This is a genomic window from Fibrivirga algicola, from assembly GCF_011742925.1.
In the GTDB taxonomy this organism is placed as follows: Bacteria; Bacteroidota; Bacteroidia; order Cytophagales; family Spirosomataceae; genus Fibrella; species Fibrella algicola.
Genome location: NZ_WAEL01000003.1, coordinates 88,911 through 108,654, shown reverse-complemented (window position 1 = coordinate 108,654; position 19,744 = coordinate 88,911). Strand labels below are relative to the sequence as shown.

At 52.8% G+C, this 19,744-nt stretch carries 16 protein-coding genes; 12 read left to right on the top strand and 4 right to left on the bottom strand.

Annotated features, from left to right (window positions below; genetic code table 11):
- Positions 1-52 precede the first annotated feature (52 nt).
- A complete protein-coding gene (locus F7231_RS09000) occupies positions 53-3,532 on the top strand; it encodes a methylmalonyl-CoA mutase family protein (RefSeq protein WP_166691677.1) in 3,480 nt (1,159 codons plus the stop codon).
- A 64-nt stretch (positions 3,533-3,596) separates the two neighbouring features.
- On the opposite strand, the gene F7231_RS08995 is transcribed toward F7231_RS09000, so the two are convergent.
- Positions 3,597-4,496, bottom strand: coding sequence for a type III secretion system effector protein (locus F7231_RS08995; protein WP_166691676.1), 900 nt, complete (start codon positions 4,494-4,496; stop codon positions 3,597-3,599).
- Between the two features lie 423 nt (positions 4,497-4,919).
- On the opposite strand from F7231_RS08995, the gene F7231_RS08990 reads away from it, so the two are divergent.
- From F7231_RS08990 to F7231_RS08950, 9 genes are all read left to right on the top strand, one after another.
- Positions 4,920-5,663 carry a tRNA1(Val) (adenine(37)-N6)-methyltransferase gene (locus tag F7231_RS08990; protein ID WP_310589297.1) on the top strand — a complete coding sequence of 248 codons (744 nt, stop codon included), beginning with the start codon at positions 4,920-4,922 and terminating at the stop codon, positions 5,661-5,663.
- 64 nt (positions 5,664-5,727) lie between these two features.
- Entirely contained in the window at positions 5,728-6,702 is a 975-nt protein-coding gene (locus F7231_RS08985; RefSeq protein WP_085410734.1) for a glycosyltransferase family 2 protein, read from the top strand.
- Between the two features lie 184 nt (positions 6,703-6,886).
- On the top strand, positions 6,887-7,528 hold the full coding sequence (locus F7231_RS08980) for an inorganic pyrophosphatase (protein WP_085410733.1): 642 nt from the start codon (positions 6,887-6,889) through the stop codon (positions 7,526-7,528).
- A gap of 190 nt (positions 7,529-7,718) precedes the next feature.
- The gene (gene sppA / locus F7231_RS08975) at positions 7,719-9,506 is read left to right on the top strand and encodes a signal peptide peptidase SppA (RefSeq protein WP_085410732.1); all 1,788 of its coding nucleotides are present in this window, start codon (positions 7,719-7,721) and stop codon (positions 9,504-9,506) included.
- A gap of 137 nt (positions 9,507-9,643) precedes the next feature.
- Positions 9,644-11,020, top strand: a complete 1,377-nt coding sequence (locus F7231_RS08970; RefSeq protein WP_166691675.1) for a glutamine synthetase family protein — start codon at positions 9,644-9,646, stop codon at positions 11,018-11,020.
- Between the two features lie 110 nt (positions 11,021-11,130).
- A complete protein-coding gene (locus tag F7231_RS08965; protein WP_166691674.1) occupies positions 11,131-12,171 on the top strand; it encodes an aminoglycoside phosphotransferase/kinase family protein in 1,041 nt (346 codons plus the stop codon).
- A gap of 117 nt (positions 12,172-12,288) precedes the next feature.
- Positions 12,289-13,140 (top strand): TIGR01459 family HAD-type hydrolase, encoded by an 852-nt coding sequence (locus tag F7231_RS08960; RefSeq protein ID WP_085410729.1) that lies wholly within the window; start codon positions 12,289-12,291, stop codon positions 13,138-13,140.
- A 116-nt stretch (positions 13,141-13,256) separates the two neighbouring features.
- The gene (locus F7231_RS08955; protein WP_166691673.1) at positions 13,257-13,730 is read left to right on the top strand and encodes a hypothetical protein; all 474 of its coding nucleotides are present in this window, start codon (positions 13,257-13,259) and stop codon (positions 13,728-13,730) included.
- Between the two features lie 43 nt (positions 13,731-13,773).
- On the top strand, positions 13,774-14,475 hold the full coding sequence (locus F7231_RS08950) for a VIT1/CCC1 transporter family protein (protein ID WP_166691672.1): 702 nt from the start codon (positions 13,774-13,776) through the stop codon (positions 14,473-14,475).
- An 18-nt stretch (positions 14,476-14,493) separates the two neighbouring features.
- Here the strand turns inward: F7231_RS08950 and F7231_RS08945 are convergent, their stop codons facing one another.
- A complete protein-coding gene (locus F7231_RS08945; protein WP_166691671.1) occupies positions 14,494-14,757 on the bottom strand; it encodes a hypothetical protein in 264 nt (87 codons plus the stop codon).
- A 92-nt stretch (positions 14,758-14,849) separates the two neighbouring features.
- Entirely contained in the window at positions 14,850-15,905 is a 1,056-nt protein-coding gene (gene dinB / locus F7231_RS08940) for a DNA polymerase IV (protein ID WP_208295568.1), read from the bottom strand.
- Positions 15,906-16,170: 265 nt separating this feature from the next.
- Between dinB and F7231_RS08935 the strand changes: the two genes are divergently transcribed.
- A complete protein-coding gene (locus F7231_RS08935) occupies positions 16,171-17,865 on the top strand; it encodes an AMP-binding protein (RefSeq protein WP_166691669.1) in 1,695 nt (564 codons plus the stop codon).
- 84 nt (positions 17,866-17,949) lie between these two features.
- On the opposite strand, the gene F7231_RS08930 is transcribed toward F7231_RS08935, so the two are convergent.
- Positions 17,950-18,372 (bottom strand): LytR/AlgR family response regulator transcription factor, encoded by a 423-nt coding sequence (locus F7231_RS08930; RefSeq protein ID WP_085410723.1) that lies wholly within the window; start codon positions 18,370-18,372, stop codon positions 17,950-17,952.
- A 265-nt stretch (positions 18,373-18,637) separates the two neighbouring features.
- On the opposite strand from F7231_RS08930, the gene F7231_RS08925 reads away from it, so the two are divergent.
- Complete coding sequence (locus F7231_RS08925; RefSeq protein ID WP_166691668.1) at positions 18,638-19,735, top strand: cytochrome-c peroxidase; 1,098 nt, start codon at positions 18,638-18,640, stop codon at positions 19,733-19,735.
- The last annotated feature ends 9 nt before the right edge of the window (positions 19,736-19,744 follow it).

Genomic DNA, 19,744 nt, shown 5'->3' with positions numbered 1-19,744 from the left:
TGGCCAACCGTAGCGGGCTACTGCCCACCACCTATTCGATACAACTCTTGCTATGACAACTTCATCAGAACCTACTCAACTCACTACCAACGTACCTGTATCGACGGCCCGGCTTCGGTTGGTTACCGCAGCCTCGCTCTTTGACGGGCACGATGCGGCTATTAACCTGATGCGGCGATTGTTACAGTCGTCAGGAGCCGAGGTTATTCACTTGGGTCACAACCGGTCAGTGGCCGAAATCGTGGATTGTGCAATTCAGGAAGACGTGCAGGGTATTGCCATTACCAGCTACCAGGGTGGCCATATCGAGTTCTTTAAATACATGTACGACCTGCTCCAGGAACGCGGCGCAGGTCACATCAAGCTATTTGGCGGCGGCGGGGGCACCATTTTACCCCGCGAAATCGAGGAACTGCACGCTTATGGCATCGCCCGCCTCTACAGCCCCGACGATGGCCGTACGCTGGGCTTGCAGGGTATGATCGATGACTTGCTGGCGCGCTGCCGAGAGGCACGGGTCGAGGAGAATAACTCCGCAATTCAACCTGACCTGACTGATTTTTCAACCATTGCCCGGCTTATTACCCTAGCCGAAAATGGCCAGCCTCAACCCATACGTGCTACCCCCCAGGCTATACACCCTACGCCCGTTCTTGGTATAACCGGCACGGGTGGAGCTGGTAAATCGTCGCTGGTCGATGAACTGATTCTGCGGTTCCTGCGAACCTACCCCGACAAGACGATGGCCATTATTTCGGTCGATCCGTCGAAACGGAAAACGGGTGGCGCGTTGCTTGGCGACCGGATCAGGATGAACACGCTCAACCCGGCGGTGAGTCAGGGGCGGGTATATATGCGGTCGCTGGCTACGCGGCAGGCCAATCTGGCCCTGAGCCGCCACGTGCAGGACGCCATTGATATCTGTAAAAGTGCGGGCTTCGACCTGATTATCGTGGAAACGTCGGGCATTGGTCAGTCTGATACCGAGATCACTGAACATGCCGACAAGACGCTCTATGTAATGACCGCCGAATACGGTGCGGCCACGCAGCTGGAGAAGATCGATATGCTCGATTTCGCCGATCTGATTGCCATCAATAAGTTCGATAAGCGCGGCTCGCTCGATGCCCTGCGCGATGTGCGCAAACAGTACCGCCGCAACCACAACAATTGGGATACCACCGACGAGCAACTGCCAATCGTTGGCACAATGGCGTCGCAGTTCAACGACGCGGGCATGAACGAACTGTTCGGCCGCGTGATGGCATTACTGGAGGAAAGCAGTAACGGAGAAAAGGAGGAAGGAACCAACGTAGCTGACACGCCTTCAGCCGCCCGTTCTTCTGTTCTTCCGTTTGTCCCATCTACCTCCATAATCCCTCCCGACCGGGTACGTTACCTGGCCGAGATTGTGGAGGAGAGCCAGCGGTATGATCGGTTCGTAAACGAGCAGGCCACGCTGGCGACGAAGCTGTATCAGTTGGAGGGCGTACTGGCGATGCTCACCTCACCCCCGTCCCCTCCCCTTACCGAAAGGGAGGTGGGAAATGCTTCGCTAGTAGCAGAGCCTTCTGTAGAGCAACTACCCTCCCTTTCGGTAAGGGGAGGGGCTGGGGTAAAGGACCTTCACGACCTGTTCACTGCTCAACTTCACCCCGACGCCAAAAAATTGCTGGCCCGCTGGCCCGAGATGCAGCAGCGATACACAGCTGATTTTTACGAGTTCAAAGTGCGCGACAAGGTGATTCGGCAACCGCTGTATACCGAAACGCTCTCGCACCTGCGGATTCCGAAAGTGGCCCTGCCGAAGTATTCAGATTGGGGTGATGTGCTGCGCTGGCTCATGCGCGAGAACGTACCTGGCGAGTTTCCCTATACGGCGGGCGTGTTTCCGCTAAAGCGGGAGGGAGAAGACCCTACGCGGATGTTTGCCGGTGAAGGTGGCCCCGAACGTACCAATCGCCGATTCCACTACGTCTCGAAGGGAATGCCCGCCAAGCGGCTGTCGACTGCCTTCGACTCAGTGACGCTGTACGGTGAAGACCCGGCCCTGCGCCCCGATATTTTTGGTAAAGTAGGCAACTCCGGTGTCAGCATCGCTTCCCTCGACGATGCCAAGAAGCTGTATTCCGGCTTCGATCTCTGCGCCCCTGCTACCAGCGTGTCAATGACCATCAACGGTCCCGCGCCCATGTTGTTGGCCTTCTTCCTGAACGCCGCGATTGATCAGCAGGTAGAAAAATGGATACAAGCAAATCATGAGGCGGCTAGTAGTACCTACACCCCGTCAGCAAGTCCTGTCTCGGCCTATGTCGGTGATTTACCCGACGGTAATAACGGCCTGGGACTGGCCTTGCTCGGCACGACCGGAGATAAGGTCGTGCCGGCTGAGGTGTATGAGCAGATCAAAGCCGATACGCTGCGGAAGGTGCGGGGAACGGTGCAGGCTGATATTCTAAAGGAAGATCAGGCGCAGAACACCTGCATTTTCTCGACTGAATTTGCTCTGCGCATGATGGGCGATATTCAGGCGTATTTCACGCAGAACCGCGTACAGAACTTCTATTCGGTGTCCATTTCCGGGTATCATATCGCCGAAGCCGGGGCCAACCCGATCAGCCAACTGGCGTTTACCCTCTCGAATGGCTTCACGTTTGTGGAGTACTACCTGAGTCGGGGCCTCCACATCGATGACTTTGCGCCAAACCTGTCGTTCTTCTTCTCGAACGGCATGGACCCCGAATACACGGTACTGGGCCGGGTAGCGCGGCGCATCTGGGCCAAAGCCATCAAGCACAAGTATAACGGCAATGACCGGAGTCAGAAACTGAAATACCATATCCAGACGTCGGGGCGGAGTTTGCACGCGCAGGAGATCGCCTTTAATGATATCCGCACCACGTTGCAGGCCTTACTGGCGATTTACGACAACACCAACTCGTTGCATACCAACGCCTACGATGAGGCCATTACCACGCCAACGGAAGAGTCGGTTCGGCGGGCCATGGCTATCCAACTGGTGATTAACCGGGAGTTTGGCCTGACTAAAAACGAAAATCCGTTGCAGGGGTCGTTTGTCGTGGAAGAGCTGACCGACCTGGTCGAAGAAGCGGTTTATCAGGAATTTCTAGCGTTGAACGAGCGCGGCGGTGTGCTGGGAGCCATGGAACGGATGTACCAGCGCAGCAAGATCCAGGAAGAGTCGATGTATTACGAGACACTGAAACACAACGGCCAATTGCCCATCGTTGGCGTCAACACATTCCTCGACCCCAACGGATCACCCACGATTACCCCCGCCGAAGTAATTCGCAGTACCGATGAAGAGAAGCGCGCGCAGGTCGACAACGTGCGGGCCTTCCGGGAGCGAAACGCCGATGCAGCCGAGGTCGCGTTACACGAGTTGCAGCAGACGGCCCTGACAGGGGGGAACCTGTTTGCCAGCCTGATGGAAGCCGCCAAAGTGTGTTCGCTGGGTCAACTTTCGCAAGCACTGTATGCTGTTGGCGGGCAGTACCGCCGGAATATGTAGGTACGTAGAGTAGTTGATCCGCAGCCACATAACATGGCTGCGGATCAACTACTTTCTGGATAGGTTACCGATAGCTGTCTCGCATAGGTAACTCGTTGATCCAATGACGCCAGCGTTCCCAGTTTGAGAGTGTCCAGACAGACCGAAACCTGTTCTCGCTGAACGGCTCTGCATTGTAGGGAGGAATTCCGGTTGTCATGACTTCATCATCAGAAAGTCCGCAAGCCTGCGCATCGTCGAACAGGCGATTTCCTGTTACGTTCCGCCAGGCATGGCAAAGCTCGTGCGCTAACCCTATCCCCGGTGGCCGCCAGGCCATGCCGCGATCACCCGCACAACTAGCCTGATTATCCGGGTCAAAGTAAATTCCACAATTACTCCCATCTCCGGGACGTAGCCAAGGTTTCAGAATGCGGATGAGGTTGTCAACAAGGGTATATTCGGCATTTCTTGTCGTTGGAATTTCATCCGGCCGTATGGTGCCCCTGGTAATTTTTTCGAGTATCTGCGCCACTGCCCAGGCGTTATCGGCAACGTTTGTGCGGGTTAGATTATGTGGTACATGGGTCAGGTTGTTGGCTGTACGTACCGTTGCAGGAGTCAAGCCCTGCGCCAGTTGTTTACAAATAAACAGCCTGCTATGTCCGGCTGCCTCAGCCTGGCTCAGGGTATGTTGTAGTTCTTCTCTGAGCGATACATGAGCCGGGTCATGCCCACTGGTAAAGGCCTGACGAAGGCGAACAAATTTTTTGATGTTATGCGCTACACATTTATTACCTGTGTCTGTGCCCGGCCTCAGCATGGTAATGTCCACCCGTTTACCCGATTGCTGAATTTGCGTAAGCATCGCCTGCCCGACTGCGGTACCCGCTATGGTATCCAGCAAGTTAACGACTTTAGTATGAAAAGGTCTGGAATCGTTTACACCGATTGCAGGGAATCGACCGTAAGGTTGCTGTGCCATATAGTGGGGCGATATAAACAGTTGTGGTTATCAACTAAATATGAGGAAATTGTATAGTATATAATAATTATCGACTTAATTAGTTTCTAGTAAAACTTACCTGATAAATTGTTTAAAAAATTGATTTTCAATATGTTGTGCCGATTAGGAGATTTTCTGCTTCTATATTCATCGGTATAGGATGAAGCGTATGTGATAGGAGAGTTGCCCGACAATTGCCTGATATTGATATCCCTGTTTAGGTACTTGTTGAAGCGTGTGTCTGGCATATGGCTAAAGAAGACGCCCTACAAGTCGGTTATGAAGCTGAACTAACAGAAAGTTGCGTAGTAAGCCGAAAGGAGGCAGGCCAATGGTGTAGGAATAACTAATTTTGACGGGGTGCTTTTAACGCCAGATACGGCTACAGCTCCTATTACCTAAATGGCCGATACAGCCATGTTTCGCTTCAAGCAATTCACCATTCAGCAAGACCGCACGGCTATGAAAGTCTGCTCCGACGCCTGTGTGTTGGGTGCCTGGGCCGACGTAGCGGGCAATCGGCTGCTCGACATTGGCACCGGTACCGGACTGCTGGCCCTGATGGCCGCCCAGCGAAACCCCACCGCGCAGATCGATGCCGTTGAACTGGATGAAGTAGCCGCCGGTCAGGCACTGGAGAACGTGGGGGCCAGCCCGTTCGCCAGTCAGGTACGTGTCTGGAATACGCCGATTCAAACGTACCTGAACGCAGAAGCAGGCAACGTACCCGAGCCGGTCTATGATTGTATTCTGACCAATCCGCCGTTTTACACCAACTCGTTGCGATCGCCTGATAAGGCCGTGAACCGGGCACTGCATACTGACGATCTGCCATTTGCTGACTTACTCGTGGTCGTTCGGCGGTTGCTCCGTCTGTCAGGTACGTGGTGGGTGCTGTTGCCCCCGCCTGAGTCGGATCGGCTGTGTCAGTTGGCAGCAAAGGGAGAACAGGCATTGCGCCCGTTCAGGCAGTTGTACTTACGGCATCATGCGCAAAAGCCGATTTTCCGCCATCTGACAGCCTTTCGCTTTGCCGATGCCCCGTCTGATCTCACGCCCCAACAGTTGGCTATCCATGAACTGGACGGGCGGACTTATACGGCCGAATTTCAAGCCTTATTGCAACCCTACTACCTGATATTCTGAAATCTTCCGAACTTTGACTTCGTTATCAGGTAATACTTGATTTCCTATTCAAGCATAGCATCACATGCAACTGACCATATTGATTCCGCTCTACAACGAAGACGAGTCGCTGCCTGAACTGCACGACTGGATCGTTCGGGTCGTGACGGAACATAATTACTCTTACGAACTGCTCTTCATGGACGATGGCAGTACCGACCGTTCCTGGGACGTCATCGAAGGACTGGCGGCTCGTAACTCCCATGTGCGGGCCATTCGGTTTGCGCGAAATTCGGGGAAGACGGCTGCCTTGCAAACCGGATTTCAAGCCGCTCGTGGTAGGGTTGTGATTACGATGGACGCTGACTTGCAGGATAGCCCCGACGAGATTCCCGAACTGTACCGGATGATCACCGAAGACGGGTATGATCTGGTATCGGGCTGGAAGGAGAAACGCTACGATCCCATTACGAAAACCTTGCCTACCAAGCTGTTCAACGGTGTGGCGCGCTGGGTGTCGGGCGTAAAGCTGCACGACTTCAACTGCGGATTGAAAGCCTACCGGCAGGAGGTGGTGAAATCGCTGAACCTCTACGGCGATATGCACCGTAATATCCCGATCATAGCCAACTGGAACGGGTACAGCCGTATCGGCGAGAAGGTGGTGCAGCACCGGGCACGCAAATATGGTACGACTAAGTTTGGCCTCGAACGATTCGTAAACGGCTTCCTCGATATCCTTGTCATCGCCTTCGTTAACAAGTTCAGTAAACGGCCGATGCACTTCTTTGGCGGGTTGGGTACGTTGTCGTTTTTCTTCGGAATGATGATGGCGCTGGTGATCGTTGGTCAGAAAAAGTACAATATCCTGCAAGGGTTACCGTACCGAAATGCAACAGACAATCCACTGTTTTATTTTGGTCTGATTGCCATCATCTTAGGGGTTCAACTCTTCCTGGCTGGCTTCCTCGCCGAGCTATATATCCGACAGTCGTCGGGAAAGACCACTGAGTACCAAATTGCCCGAAAGATAGGTTTTTCGGAAACAGTGACGGTTTAGCGTAACTACCGTCTTATCTTTGTGTTATCACATTGACAGACACATTTACCGTGTTTTGATCAAGGTCGTCCCGGTAGTCAATATCTAATCAGTTCGGCACTGAAAAAAAGATATTGATTGCCGGGATGTGTCATTTATAACCTCGCAGTTTCGCGGAATAGTACAAGTTTATCAATTACCAATTATGGAAGCTGAATTCTCAACCAAAGAAATTGACACCGTTGTCAAGGCGCAGTCGAAAGCTCACCCCTGGCACGGCATTACCCCTGGCGACGCTGCTCCCCAAATGCTAACGGCCTTCATCGAGATTGTACCGTCAGACACGGTTAAATACGAAATCGATAAGCAGACGGGTTACCTGAAAATCGACCGCCCGCAAAAGTATTCAAACATCATTCCGTCGTTGTACGGCTTTATTCCACAGACCTACTGTGGCGAAGGCATCGCTAACCTGGCGTCGGAGAAAACGGGCCGCAGTATTCCTGAAGGTGATGGCGACCCACTCGACATCTGCGTACTGACCGAGTCGACCATTACCCACGGTGACATTCTGTTGCAGGCCCGTCCGATTGGTGGTTTCCGTTTGATCGATAAAGGAGAAGCTGACGACAAGATCATTGCCGTGCTGAAAGGCGACGCGATGTACGATGCGTTCAATGACCTGTCAGAACTGCCCGAAAGCGTAGTGGACCGGTTGCAGCATTACTTCCTGACTTACAAGAACCTGCCCGATCAACCAACAGTTATGGAGCTGGCCACCATCTACGGTCGCGAAGAAGCTTACGAGGTTATTCTTATGGCGATGGAAGACTACAAGAAATTGTAAGGACTTAGATGCCAGGTTTCCGTCAGTGCTTTTCTAGTCAACCTGGCAGTACTGTGGGGGACTTGGTACCTTAAACCAGTAACTTATTTCCCTTTCATCCCCCATATTGCGCATTCAACCAAAAAGTGGCTCACTTCACACAGTGGGCCTTTATTTTTGGTGTATATACAATTAACAGGTAACAGAGCTTATGCGCCAATTTTTGAAATACCTCTTGGCCACATTGCTGGGGCTATTCATCTTTACGTTTCTGGGAATTATCATTTTTGCAGGTGTAATCGGTGCAGCATCGTCTAAGAAGCAAACTACCGTCGCCAAAAACTCAGTTCTCAAACTTGACATCAACGAGCCTATTCGTGAACGCAGTTCAGAAAATCCGTTTGCGGCGTTCGGTGGGAGTGGTGACGCCAATGTGTTGGGCCTGATCGAGATTAAAGAGGCACTGAAAAAAGCGAAAGACGACGACAACATTAAAGGCGTGTACATCGATGCCCAGAACCCGCAAGCGGGATGGGCTACACTCGAAGAAATCAGAAATGCCCTGATTGACTTTAAAACGTCGAAAAAATTCGTGTACTCGTATGCCGAAGTCATGACCGAGAAAGCATACTACATCGCTTCGGTAGCTGACAAGGTATACCTGAACCCCGCCGGTGATCTGGAGTGGAATGGCATTGCCGCTGAACTCACTTTCTTCAAAGGTACGCTCGAGAAACTGGGACTGAAACCCGAAATCTTCCGGGTGGGTACGTTCAAAAGCGCTGTAGAACCCTTTTTGCTCGATAAAATGAGCGATCCGAATCGGCTACAAACGGCTTCGTTTCTGAACTCGATCAACGATCATTTCCTGACGGGCGTATCTAAAAGCCGGGGTGTTCCTGCCAGTACGTTACGCGGTTATGCCGACAGCCTGAGCGTGCAGACACCGGCCGACGCCCTGCGCTTCAAACTGGTTACCAACACGGGCTACTTCGACGAACTGGAAACCGAAATGAAGCGAGCCATGAAAGTCGACGACAAGAAAAAGATTGAGTACGTAAGCGTTGGCAAGTACAAAGACGCGGAAAAAGAAAGCAGCGACGATGATGATGACGATGACAGCAAGATTTTGAGCAAAAACCGTATTGCCGTTATCATTGCCAATGGCGACATCAACACCGGTGATGGCGATGAAAACAGCATCGGCTCAGATAAAATCGCGGGCGAAATTCGCAAGGCACGTTTAAACGAAGGAATCAAGGCCGTAGTGCTGCGCATCAATTCGGGTGGTGGCAGCGCGCTGGCGTCTGACGTGATGTGGCGTGAAGTACAGCTGACCCGTAAGGTGAAGCCCATCATCGCTTCGTTCTCTGATTATGCCGCATCGGGAGGTTATTTTATGGCTATGGGTTGCAACAAGATCGTAGCCCAACCCAACACCATCACGGGGTCAATCGGCGTGTTTGCCCTGCTCTTCAATACCGAGAACCTGTTCAAAGACAAGCTCGGTGTTACGTTTGACCGTGTGCTGACTAACCCTCATGCCGATTTCCCCAGCGCGACTAAACCCCTGTCTGATTTTGACCGGAAAGTGCTACAAACCAGCGTTGACCGCATCTACGCCAGTTTCACCAAGAAAGTGGCCGACGGCCGTAAACTCTCGGTCGACAGTGTGAAAGCCATTGCGGGCGGTCGTGTCTGGACCGGTACGCAGGGAAAAGCCATTGGTCTGGTCGATCAACTAGGTGGGCTTGATGAGGCAGTTAAAGTGGCTGCTACGGAAGCAAAGCTGAAAGACGGTGATTACCGCCTTCGGTATTACCCAGTGCAGGAGGATGCCTTCAAGAAAGTGATGAAGTTCTTCGGTAACGGCGATGACGACAACACCCGCGTGCAAACTGCGCTTGGTCCGCTAGCGCCGGTGGTAAAGCAGATGAAAAAGCTGCAGACGTTACAGGGAGTTCAGGCACGCCTGCCGTTCGAGATGGAAATTCGATAAGATAAAAGGGACAACGTGAAAGAGCGCTGCTACAGGTCGAAATGATCAGTAACAGCGCTCTTTCACGTTGTCCCTTTTATTTCTTTCACCGGTTCACTCTTTATCTTTAGCCTCCTGACCAACCTCGCTCAACGCGCATGGACGCTACACAATTACTCGCCTACCTCGACGAACACGACATTCCGAAAGTTAAATTTGCCTTTGCCGATATCGACGGTATCCTGCGCGGAAAGGTGATCAGCCGCGAGAAATTTCGCGCAGGCTTAGCCGACGGTTACGGATTTTGTGATGTCGTGTTTGGCTGGGACAGTACCGATGTGGCGTACGATAACGGTACCGTCACCGGCTGGCATACCGGCTATCCCGACCGGCCCGTGCGAATTGATCTGGGTACGTTCCGGCAAATTCCGTGGGAAAACGATTTGCCTTTTTTCCTGGCCGACTTTAGTGGGGGCGATACCGGGCGTGCCGACCTACCCGCCTGTCCGCGTTCGCTGATGAAACGGGTAGTTGCCCAGGCGACCGAAATGGGCTACCGGGCCGAAATGGCACAGGAATTCGAGTGGTTTAACTTCCGCGAAACGCCTCAAACCCTCCAGCAGAAAGACTTCCGAAATCTGACGCCACTGACGCCGGGTATGTTTGGCTATTCCATCCTGCGCCCGTCGATGGAGCATCAATTTGTCGATGATTTGTTCACGTGGCTGGGTCAGTTTGGTATTCCGCTCGAAGGGCTACATACCGAAACCGGTCCCGGCGTGTATGAGGCGGCTATCCACCACGATTCGGCCCTGAGGGCCGCCGACAAAGCCGTGTTGTTCAAAACAGCGGTTAAAGAAATCGGGTATCGGCATGGTGTGGTAGCTACGTTTATGGCTAAGTGGAATGCCGAATTGCCGGGTTGCAGTGGGCACATTCATCAGAGCCTATGGTCGCCCGATGGCGCGCCCAACTCGGGGCGAAACCTGTTTTTTGATCCGGCTGCCCCCGATAAGCTGAGTACCCTGGCCCGCCAGTACATCGCCGGCCAGCTTTACTGCCTGCCCCATATTCTGCCTATGTACGCCCCAACCATCAACAGCTACAAACGGTTGGTTGAAGGGGCCTGGGCGCCCACTACGCTTACCTGGGGTTTCGACAACCGAACGGTAGCTATGCGGGTGCTGAACCATACCGAAACGTACACCCGTGTGGAGATGCGGGTGCCCGGATCAGACACAAACCCCTATCTGGCAATGGGCGCAGCGCTGGCGTCGGGTCTGTACGGTATTCGGCACGGCCTCTCGCTCGACGTACCCCCCACAACGGGCAACGGCTACGAAAATGCAACCAATGGTCGGCTGGCGCCCAACCTCCGCGATGCCACGCACCTGATGCGTGATTCGCCGGTGGCCGCTGAACTTTTCGGCGAGGGCTTCGTTAACCATTTCTGCCAAACCCGCGATTGGGAATACCGGCAGTACGCCAGTCAGGTAAGCGACTGGGAATTGAAACGGTATTTTGAACTCATTTGAATAAAGGTTTACCGGGTACAGTCTATTACTAGCTGTTTTGCTGCACAGGCATGTCTTGCCCACTGGCAGCGAAACAGCAAGTAATAGACTGTACTCAGCGAACAGCTGTTATGCGTCTTATCGACTACCCTACCATAATCCGCCAGGCATGGGCGGCGTTTGATCCCAGCCAAACGGTGCAGACCGTAGAAGACATTAGTGCCAAAGTCTCTACAAACCACGTCTTCCGCATAACGCTCGACTCAGGCGACCGCGTGATTGCGAAACTATCGTACTTCGGCAAATTCGAGCACTTCAAAGAAGACCATCGCATCATTCATGCCCTGGCGAACAACCTCTTGTATCCGTTCGAAAATGTGCTGGCCAAGTCACTGATGAAAAACGGGCAGGTATTCATCTACCGTCATCAAAGCGAAACGGTCGACGCCTGGGTGGTTTTTTACAACCCCATCCGAACGATGGATCGGATGCCGCGTCGGCTCGATGAAACGCATATTCGCAAGTTGGGAGCCGAAATTGCTAAGTTCCATCTGGCTTGCGCGCGGGCATCGTCGGTATTGCCGAAGTACTCCAAAACACTCCGGTCCGACGTGCAGGGGCTACTCGACTTGCTGGATACCGATGCCGGGAAGTTTGAGCACCGCATGCACGAAGGTACGTTGCGTAAACAGTGCCAGCTTTTTCTGGAAAATCGGAAGCGGCTAGTCGACAAGCGGGTGGAAACCATGCCCGTTTTCGTGGACTGGAACATCGGCAACTTCTCAGTGACCGATGACCAGAAACTGTTCTCCCGCTGGGATTACGACTGGTTCCGGATTAGCTACCGGGTAATGGATTTCTACTTTTTTAGCCGTGTTTGCTCCGATGCGGGCGATCGTACGGTATTTTCGTACTACATTGGCCCAATGGCCGAAGAGCGGTTCGGCTGGTTTCTGGAAGAGTATCACAAGATTTACCCGTTGACGGCTCGCGAGATCGAGTTTCTGCCCGAAGCATACCGGTTCTTTATCCTGAATTACGTGATCAAGTATGGCCGGTATTTTTTCCACCGCACCTACGCTACCAAACTTCAGCGCGAAGCTTACGACATTTATTTCCCATCCATTGAACACTTCGACGTAACGCCCATTCTAGAGCGATTGGGTCTCTAACGTGCGGTCCTTTGCCGTTTATGGTTTGCCAGTTGGCATTGCGTCGCTCTATATACATTGATCACTTGTCAGCGCACCGTCGACTCATAAACGACAAACCTGAAACTCTATCTACGAATGACTTCTTTCGCCTCCCTGATTGACCAGTACAAAGCTGTTTTCTTTGACGCGTATGGTGTATTGAAAAATGCACACGGGCTAATTCCCGGTGTTGATCGGACCATTAACGCGTTGATCCAGACCGAAAAGCCATTCTACGTACTCACCAACGATGCCTCGCGCAGCCCCGACCAACTGGCCGAATCATATGCCCGATTGGGATTACCAATGGTTACCGCCGACCGCATCGTATCGTCAGGCATGCTGGCGAGGGAATACCTGCAACTGAAAGTAAGTCATGGTACGGTTGCTTACCTGGGTACTGATACATCGGCACACTATATTGAAAACGCCGACTTGCACGCCCTGCCGATTCGTGAGGTAGACCTCAACAATGCGGGCGATATCACCGCTCTGGTGCTGCTCGACGATGAGGGATTTGACTGGAACACCGACCTCAATAAGACAGTTAACCTGCTCCGGCAGCGCAACATTCCCGTAATCGTGGCCAACACCGATGCCACGTACCCCGTATCGGGCAATCGTGTGGCGGTAGCTATTGGCGCGGTAGCTGATATGCTCGAACGCATTGTGGGTAAGCAGTTTATCCGTTTCGGGAAGCCGGATGCGCAGCTGTTCATGTTCGCCTACGATCTACTGCGTGACTCGCCCAGTGAGCGCGCACCTATTGGTAAAAATGAGATCCTGATGGTGGGAGATACCCTCAAAAGTGATATTCTGGGCGGTAACAAATTTGGTTTCGATACGGCGCTGGTGCTCACCGGCAATACGCCCGCCGAAGATGTTGACCTTCGCATCAAAGCCACAGGTATCATTCCAACCTACGTTTGCGAGTCGGCGGCAGTGTAAATGCGTAGACCTGAGGATAAGTTTACGGGCTACATAGAATGCTGATTTGTTGTTTAGTATGTGGCCTTCGTCACAATTGATCAAGCTCCATCTCTTCATTATTTACGTGGCTCACTATGGCAATGAACGGCGCAGACTGGCATCTGCTGGTTAATCATTTTCCAATTATTGGCGGTTTACTGGCAACTATTGTGCTGGGCTTCGGCCTGTTTCGCCGTAATGGCGCTATTGTCAACCTTGGTTTCGGGCTGTTTTTGCTCATTAGCGTATGTACGGCTATTACGAACCAGACAGGCGAGAGTGCCGAGCATTATCTAAAATCGATTAACGCGCTGGATAGAGTCCGGTTGCATGAACACGAGGAGGCTGCTGATATTGCCAACATAGGCATGTACCTGACGGGTTTACTCTCGTTGCTGGCATTGGTTTGGCAACGGGCTAAACAATGGGCCTGGTTGCCAATGCTGGTTTTTGTGCTTTCTCTTATTACGTTTGGATTAATGGCTAATGTTGGCCGATTAGGCGGCTTAATCATGCACCGGGAACTGAGAGAGACTACAGCAACCACAGTCACCCAGCCGCCCAAATGAGCGTACCTGCCGGCCAGGCTAACTTAGTCCCACCACTAAATCGATGAGCGACACCGGTCACTTGCACCACGAAGAGCATCTCCACAGCTCTGATTTTATCTCTGATATCGTGATTGGGATGGCCGACGGTCTCACCGTTCCGTTCGCCCTGGCTGCTGGCCTGAGCGGTGCTGTGGCCAATTCGACGTTGGTAGTGACGGCGGGAATTGCCGAAATTGTGGCTGGATCAATTGCGATGGGGCTAGGTGGTTACCTGGCAGGCCGCACCGAGGCTGATCATTATGAATCGGAGCGTCGGCGTGAAGTTCGGGAAGTAGAGACCGTTCCCGAGCGTGAAAAACAAGAAGTACGTGACGTATTTGCCGAGATGGGCCTGGCTCCTGACCTGCAACATGTAATTGCCGATGAACTGGCAAAAGACAAGACCAAGTGGGTCGACTTCATGATGAAGTACGAATTAGGGCTCGATGCGCCAGACCCGAACCGAGCTACTAAGAGTGCGCTGACTATTGGCCTGTCATATGTGGCGGGCGGACTGGTACCGCTGGCGCCCTATTTTCTGGTCAGCGTACCTGCCGATGCGTTGTTGTATTCGTGCGTGGTTACGTTGGTCTGCCTGTTTTTCTTCGGCTACTTCAAAAGTAAGCTAACCGGGCAACCACCAGTTGGTGGGGCCATCAAAGTGATGCTTATCGGCGCTTTGGCGGCCGCAGCGGCTTTTGGGGTTGCCCGATTAGTTGGGTGAGCTCACAATACCTGCGCCTCAGTCATCGTCAGTGCTCGTCGCATCCGTTGACCAGTCTGTTATGGGCTTAGCTGGGGCATTCCTGCTGGTGCCCCACGGTTCCCGGAGCGTAGACTCAGGGCGTACGGTCAAGGTATGGTGCTTCTTCCGGCTCTGGCGCCGTCTGTAACGGGCGAGCGATCGGCGGCTAAACTCTGTTTCCGTTGGGCGCGTCAGGAACGCCAGAAAGCTGGCGGCGATGATCAGGCCTAGTAATTCATAGATGAATCGGGGTCCTTCCATGGCTTTATTGTGATTACTGATCAGGTTGCTCTAACTAACATACTATAAGGGTGTAGCTGTATACGGCAAGTTAAAGTGAGGAAATGGCCTTGTCAGAACCCTATTTCGAGCTGCTTCCCAACTTCTGAACGAGATATGGTGCCATCGGTCGACTCCAAATTGGAAAGCGAGACACCCAATAGCCGTACCCCCTTGGGGAACGGCATTTGCGCCTGGAGTAACTCGTGAGCCAGGTACGTTAGCTGGGACTCGCTGGCAATCGGGGAACCGAATGACCGGCTGCGGGTAATCTGCTGAAAGTCGGCGTACTTGATTTTCACCGTCAGGGTACGTCCCGTACTTTTCAGGCGCTGACAATCCTGCCATAGATCGGCTATAGGGCCGTGCAACCCGTCGATCAAGTCATCCCAGTCACTCAGGTCGGTGCTGAAAGTGGTTTCAGAGCCAATCGATTTCCGTTCACGATCGGGCCGCACGGGCCGGTCATCGATGGCGTTGGCGATGGCGTGGTAAAAATGGCCCGCCTTGCCAAAATGCCGGACCAGGAATGCTTCGGTTTGTCGGCGCAGGTCGAGGCCCGTGGCAATGCCAAGTTGATTCATTTTTGCCGCCGTGGCCGGACCAATGCCGTGAAATTGACTTACCCGCAGTGTTTCTACAAAAGCCAAGCCCTGACTAGGTTTAATCACAAATAGTCCGTCAGGTTTCCTGTAATCAGAAGCCAGTTTTGCCAGAAACTTGTTATAGGAAACACCCGCCGAGGCAGTCAGTCCCGTTGCCTCTTTGATGGCGTCTTTGATTTGCCGGGCAATCTGCGTAGCCGAGGCCAGTTGCTTCAGATTATCTGTTACATCCAGGTACGCTTCGTCAAGCGAGAGCGGCTCAATGAGTGGCGTATATTCGGCAAACACAGATCGGATCTGCTGCGAAACGGCTTTGTAGACCTCAAAACGCGGTTTTACGAAGAGTAGCTCCGGACATTTGCGGCGAGCCGTGCTGGATGGCATGGCCGAACGTACCCCAAACACGCGGGCTTCGTAGCTGGCGGCGGCTACGACGCCTCGCTCCCGAGAACCCCCCACGGCAATAGGTTTTCCCCGTAAAGCCGGGTCATCGCGCTGCTCTACCGACGCATAAAAAGCGTCCATATCCACGTGTATGATTTTTCGGTACGTTTGTTCCACCCCCGTTCGCTATAATACAACACGAATATAAGGATTGGTCCCAAAAAGTGCCAATACCACCTACTGGTTGGTCGAGGGCAGAAGTTACTCTTAACCGAATTGGTGCAGTCAGTCGGCGTCGGGGTCTTTTTCAGCAGGAACGAAAACCATTCTGGCTTAAATCGTATTTTTGCTATATAACTTACAATCTCGTAAACCGCCGCGCGCATTGTTACGTGCATGACCTACCATGGAATCAACGACTAACACCCACCCCTGGACTAAATTTTATCCAAAAGGTGTACCTGCCGAAATCAATCCAGACACGTACCCATCACTCGCCGCGTTGATTGAAGATGGCTGCCGCCGGTTTGCCGACCGTCCTGCCTACGCCTGCATGGGCAAGCAAATCACGTATCGGGAACTGGATGAGCAATCGAAGCAATTCGCTTCATTTTTGCAACATGATCTGGGGCTTGAACCCGGCGATCAGGTGGTGATTCAGATGCCTAACCTGTTGCAATACCCGATTGCCATGTTTGGTATTCTACGGGCGGGCATGACGGTCGTAAACACAAATCCATTGTATACGCCCCGTGAGATGCAGCACCAGTTTAAAGACTCCGGTGCCAAAGCCATCGTGATCATGGCCAACTTCGCGGCTAACCTGGAGAAGATCATCGACCAGACCGATATTAAGCACGTAATTGTCACTGAAGTGGGTGATCGGCTGGGCTTTCCCAAAAAGCAGCTTGTAAACGCGGTGGTAAAATACGTGAAGAAGATGGTGCCGGCTTACAACCTGCCGAATGCGATCTCGTTCAACGAAGCACTGAGTCGGGGTAATCGCCAGCCTATGACACCGGTAGCCATCAAAGGGGCCGACCGGGCATTTATTCAGTATACAGGCGGTACCACCGGTGTATCGAAGGGCGCCGTACTGTCGCACCGCAATATTCTGTCGAATGTGGAGGGTCAATATGTTTGGATGGCACCAGCAGGCATTCCGGAAGGGCAGGGGATCATCGTAGCGGCGTTGCCACTCTACCACGTGTATGCCCTGACAACCAACGCCATGGCGGCCCTGAAAAGTGGGGATATGAACCTGCTTATCACAAACCCGCGCGATCTGAACGCCTTTATCGACGATCTGAAGAAGTACAAGATCACGGCCTTCACGGGTTTGAACACATTATACAATGGATTGCTCAACCATCCGCGCATCAACGAAGTAGATTGGAGTCACCTGCGCGTAACGTCGGCCGGCGGTATGGCGCTGCAAACATCCGTGGCCGATCGCTGGCAGAAAATGACCGGCTGTATCCCGGCCGAAGGGTACGGCCTCTCTGAGACATCGCCCGTTCTGTGCTCAAATCCGGTGGATGGTACGTCGCGGGTTGGCACAATCGGGGTGCCCTGGCCAAGTACCGATATGAAGTGTATGCTGGAAGACGGCACCGAAGCTCCACAGGGGCAACCGGGCGAGATCTGGGCGCGCGGCCCACAGGTATTTCAGGGATACTACAACCGTCCAGAAGAAACGGCCAATGTGATGGAAGGAGAATGGTTCAAGACCGGCGATATCGGTGTGGTCAATGAAGACGGTTTCTTCAAAATCGTGGACCGGAAGAAAGACATGATTTTGGTATCGGGCTTCAATGTGTACCCCAATGAGATTGAAGAAGTGGTATCGCAGTGCCCCGGTGTGCTTGAAGTAGCCTGCATTGGCGTGCCAAGCACCAAGTCGGGTGAGATCGTGAAAGTGTTTGTGGTAAAGAAAGACCAAAACCTGACTGAAGACCAGATCACGACGTATTGTAAGGAGAACCTGACGGGCTATAAGGTACCGAAGCAAATAGAATTCCGTACCGAATTACCCAAATCAAATGTGGGTAAAATTCTCCGCCGTCCGCTTCGCGACGAAGAAGTAGCGAAGCTTAAATAAGGTTCACGTTTCAGGTCTCAAGTATCAGGTGGCGCTGCTACTTCTACATTCGGTAGATGAGCAGCGCCACTTGACACTTAGTTGTTAAGCCAATTCCTGGACTTTCTGCTGAAAGCCCTGAAGCTGGCGGAAGAAGCAGCTGGCTTTACGGCGCGACACGTCGATGCGGTCGCCATTGGTTAACTGCACGGTGAGCTGATGTGGGTTGGGGTGCGCTTCCTCCAAATACAGCATATTTACAATATTCTTCTTGTGAGGACGCGCAAACACGCCCGGTGCCAGCCGGTCTGATAACTTCTTCAACGTGAGCGAAACCATCAGCCGGGTGCCGTCGCTGAAGTGAAACACGGTGTAATTTCCTTCTCCTTCAAGGCGCACAATCTTATGCATGGGCATGGCCTTGCGGTAGCCCCAAAATGGGAGGGTAACGTCTGATAAATCAAACAGGCGGGTAAGCGCTTCGGGGGCAATGCCTGAGCAAACCGAAGCGAAAGAATTCGCGTTCATGATGTTATAATATATAATGTGGATAGATAAAATTACTACTGCAAGTTTCGTCAAAAGTCGTTGATTGTCAATGCCCTCTTTGAGGTATGTTACCTGCCGTTCAGTAAATAGTTGGTCACGGATAAACCCCTCCGATCGAGCCGGAAACCAGGAATGTCAGACAACATGTTCGCCTGTTACAGCGTTAATTTGGCAGGCATATTAACTGACTAGTAGGCTATACATTTCTGTTTACTCGCCTAAAAACAACCCGCTGACTACTATTTTGACCTCTATTCGATTCTGTGCTGTTCTGTTCAGTCTGGCCGTTTGGGGCTGGGTGGCTTCGTGCGGTCCGAAAGGCGGTAGCAGTGGTGATGTAACGCCCGATCCGCCGCCTACTACGTCTGGTAGCACACCCTACGTTTGGACAACCCCCGCCAACTTTCCCGAGCCGAATTACGATTTCGCCGCTAATCCTCTGACGAAAGAAGGGGTAGCCTTGGGCCGAACGCTCTTCTATGACGCCACGCTGTCGAAAGACGGCACCATCAACTGCGCGTTTTGCCACTCGCCCGCAACGGCCTTTTCGCACACTGACCACCCCGTTAGCCACGGTATCCGCAATCAGGTTGGCTTCCGCAACGTACCCGGCATTTTCAATATGGCCTGGCGCACCAATTTCTTCTGGGATGGTAGTATCCCGGACCTGAATGGCCTGCCCGTTGCGCCCATCCAGAATCCCATCGAAATGGGCGATTCCCTGGCTAATGTGCTGGTAAAAGTGCGTACCAGCGGCCGCTACCGCCCCTTGTTCAAAGCCGCTTATGGAACTGACTCCATCACGTCGGAGCGCTTTCTGAAATCATTAGCGCAGTTCATGCTCACGATGGTGTCGGCCAATTCGGGTTACGATAAGTTTGTCCGGAAAGAGGCCAATGCTGCGCTGCCCGATGCCGCCCAACGTGGTCTGGTCCTGTTTCAGGCTAAGTGTGCCAGTTGCCATAAAGAACCGTTTTTCACCGATAAGAGCTTCCGCAACAACGGGCTGGGCAAAAGCACGATGGTTAGCGTCGACGATCAGGGGCGGGGTGCCATTACGGGTCAGACCGCTGACAAGTACAAATTCCGGGTACCGAGCCTGCGCAACGTCGAGTTTACGCCGCCCTACATGCACGACGGTCGGTTCAGCACGCTGCAACAGGTGCTGCGCCACTATGCGACCGGGGTGCAGGATTCGCCGCAACTCGATCCGCTACTAAAACAAAACGGCCAATTGGGTATTCCAATGACCCAGCAAGAGCAAAACGATATCATCACGTTTCTCTTTACGCTGACCGACTATTCGTTTATCAGCAACCCCGACCTGCAACCGCTACGGTAGGTTTCTTGC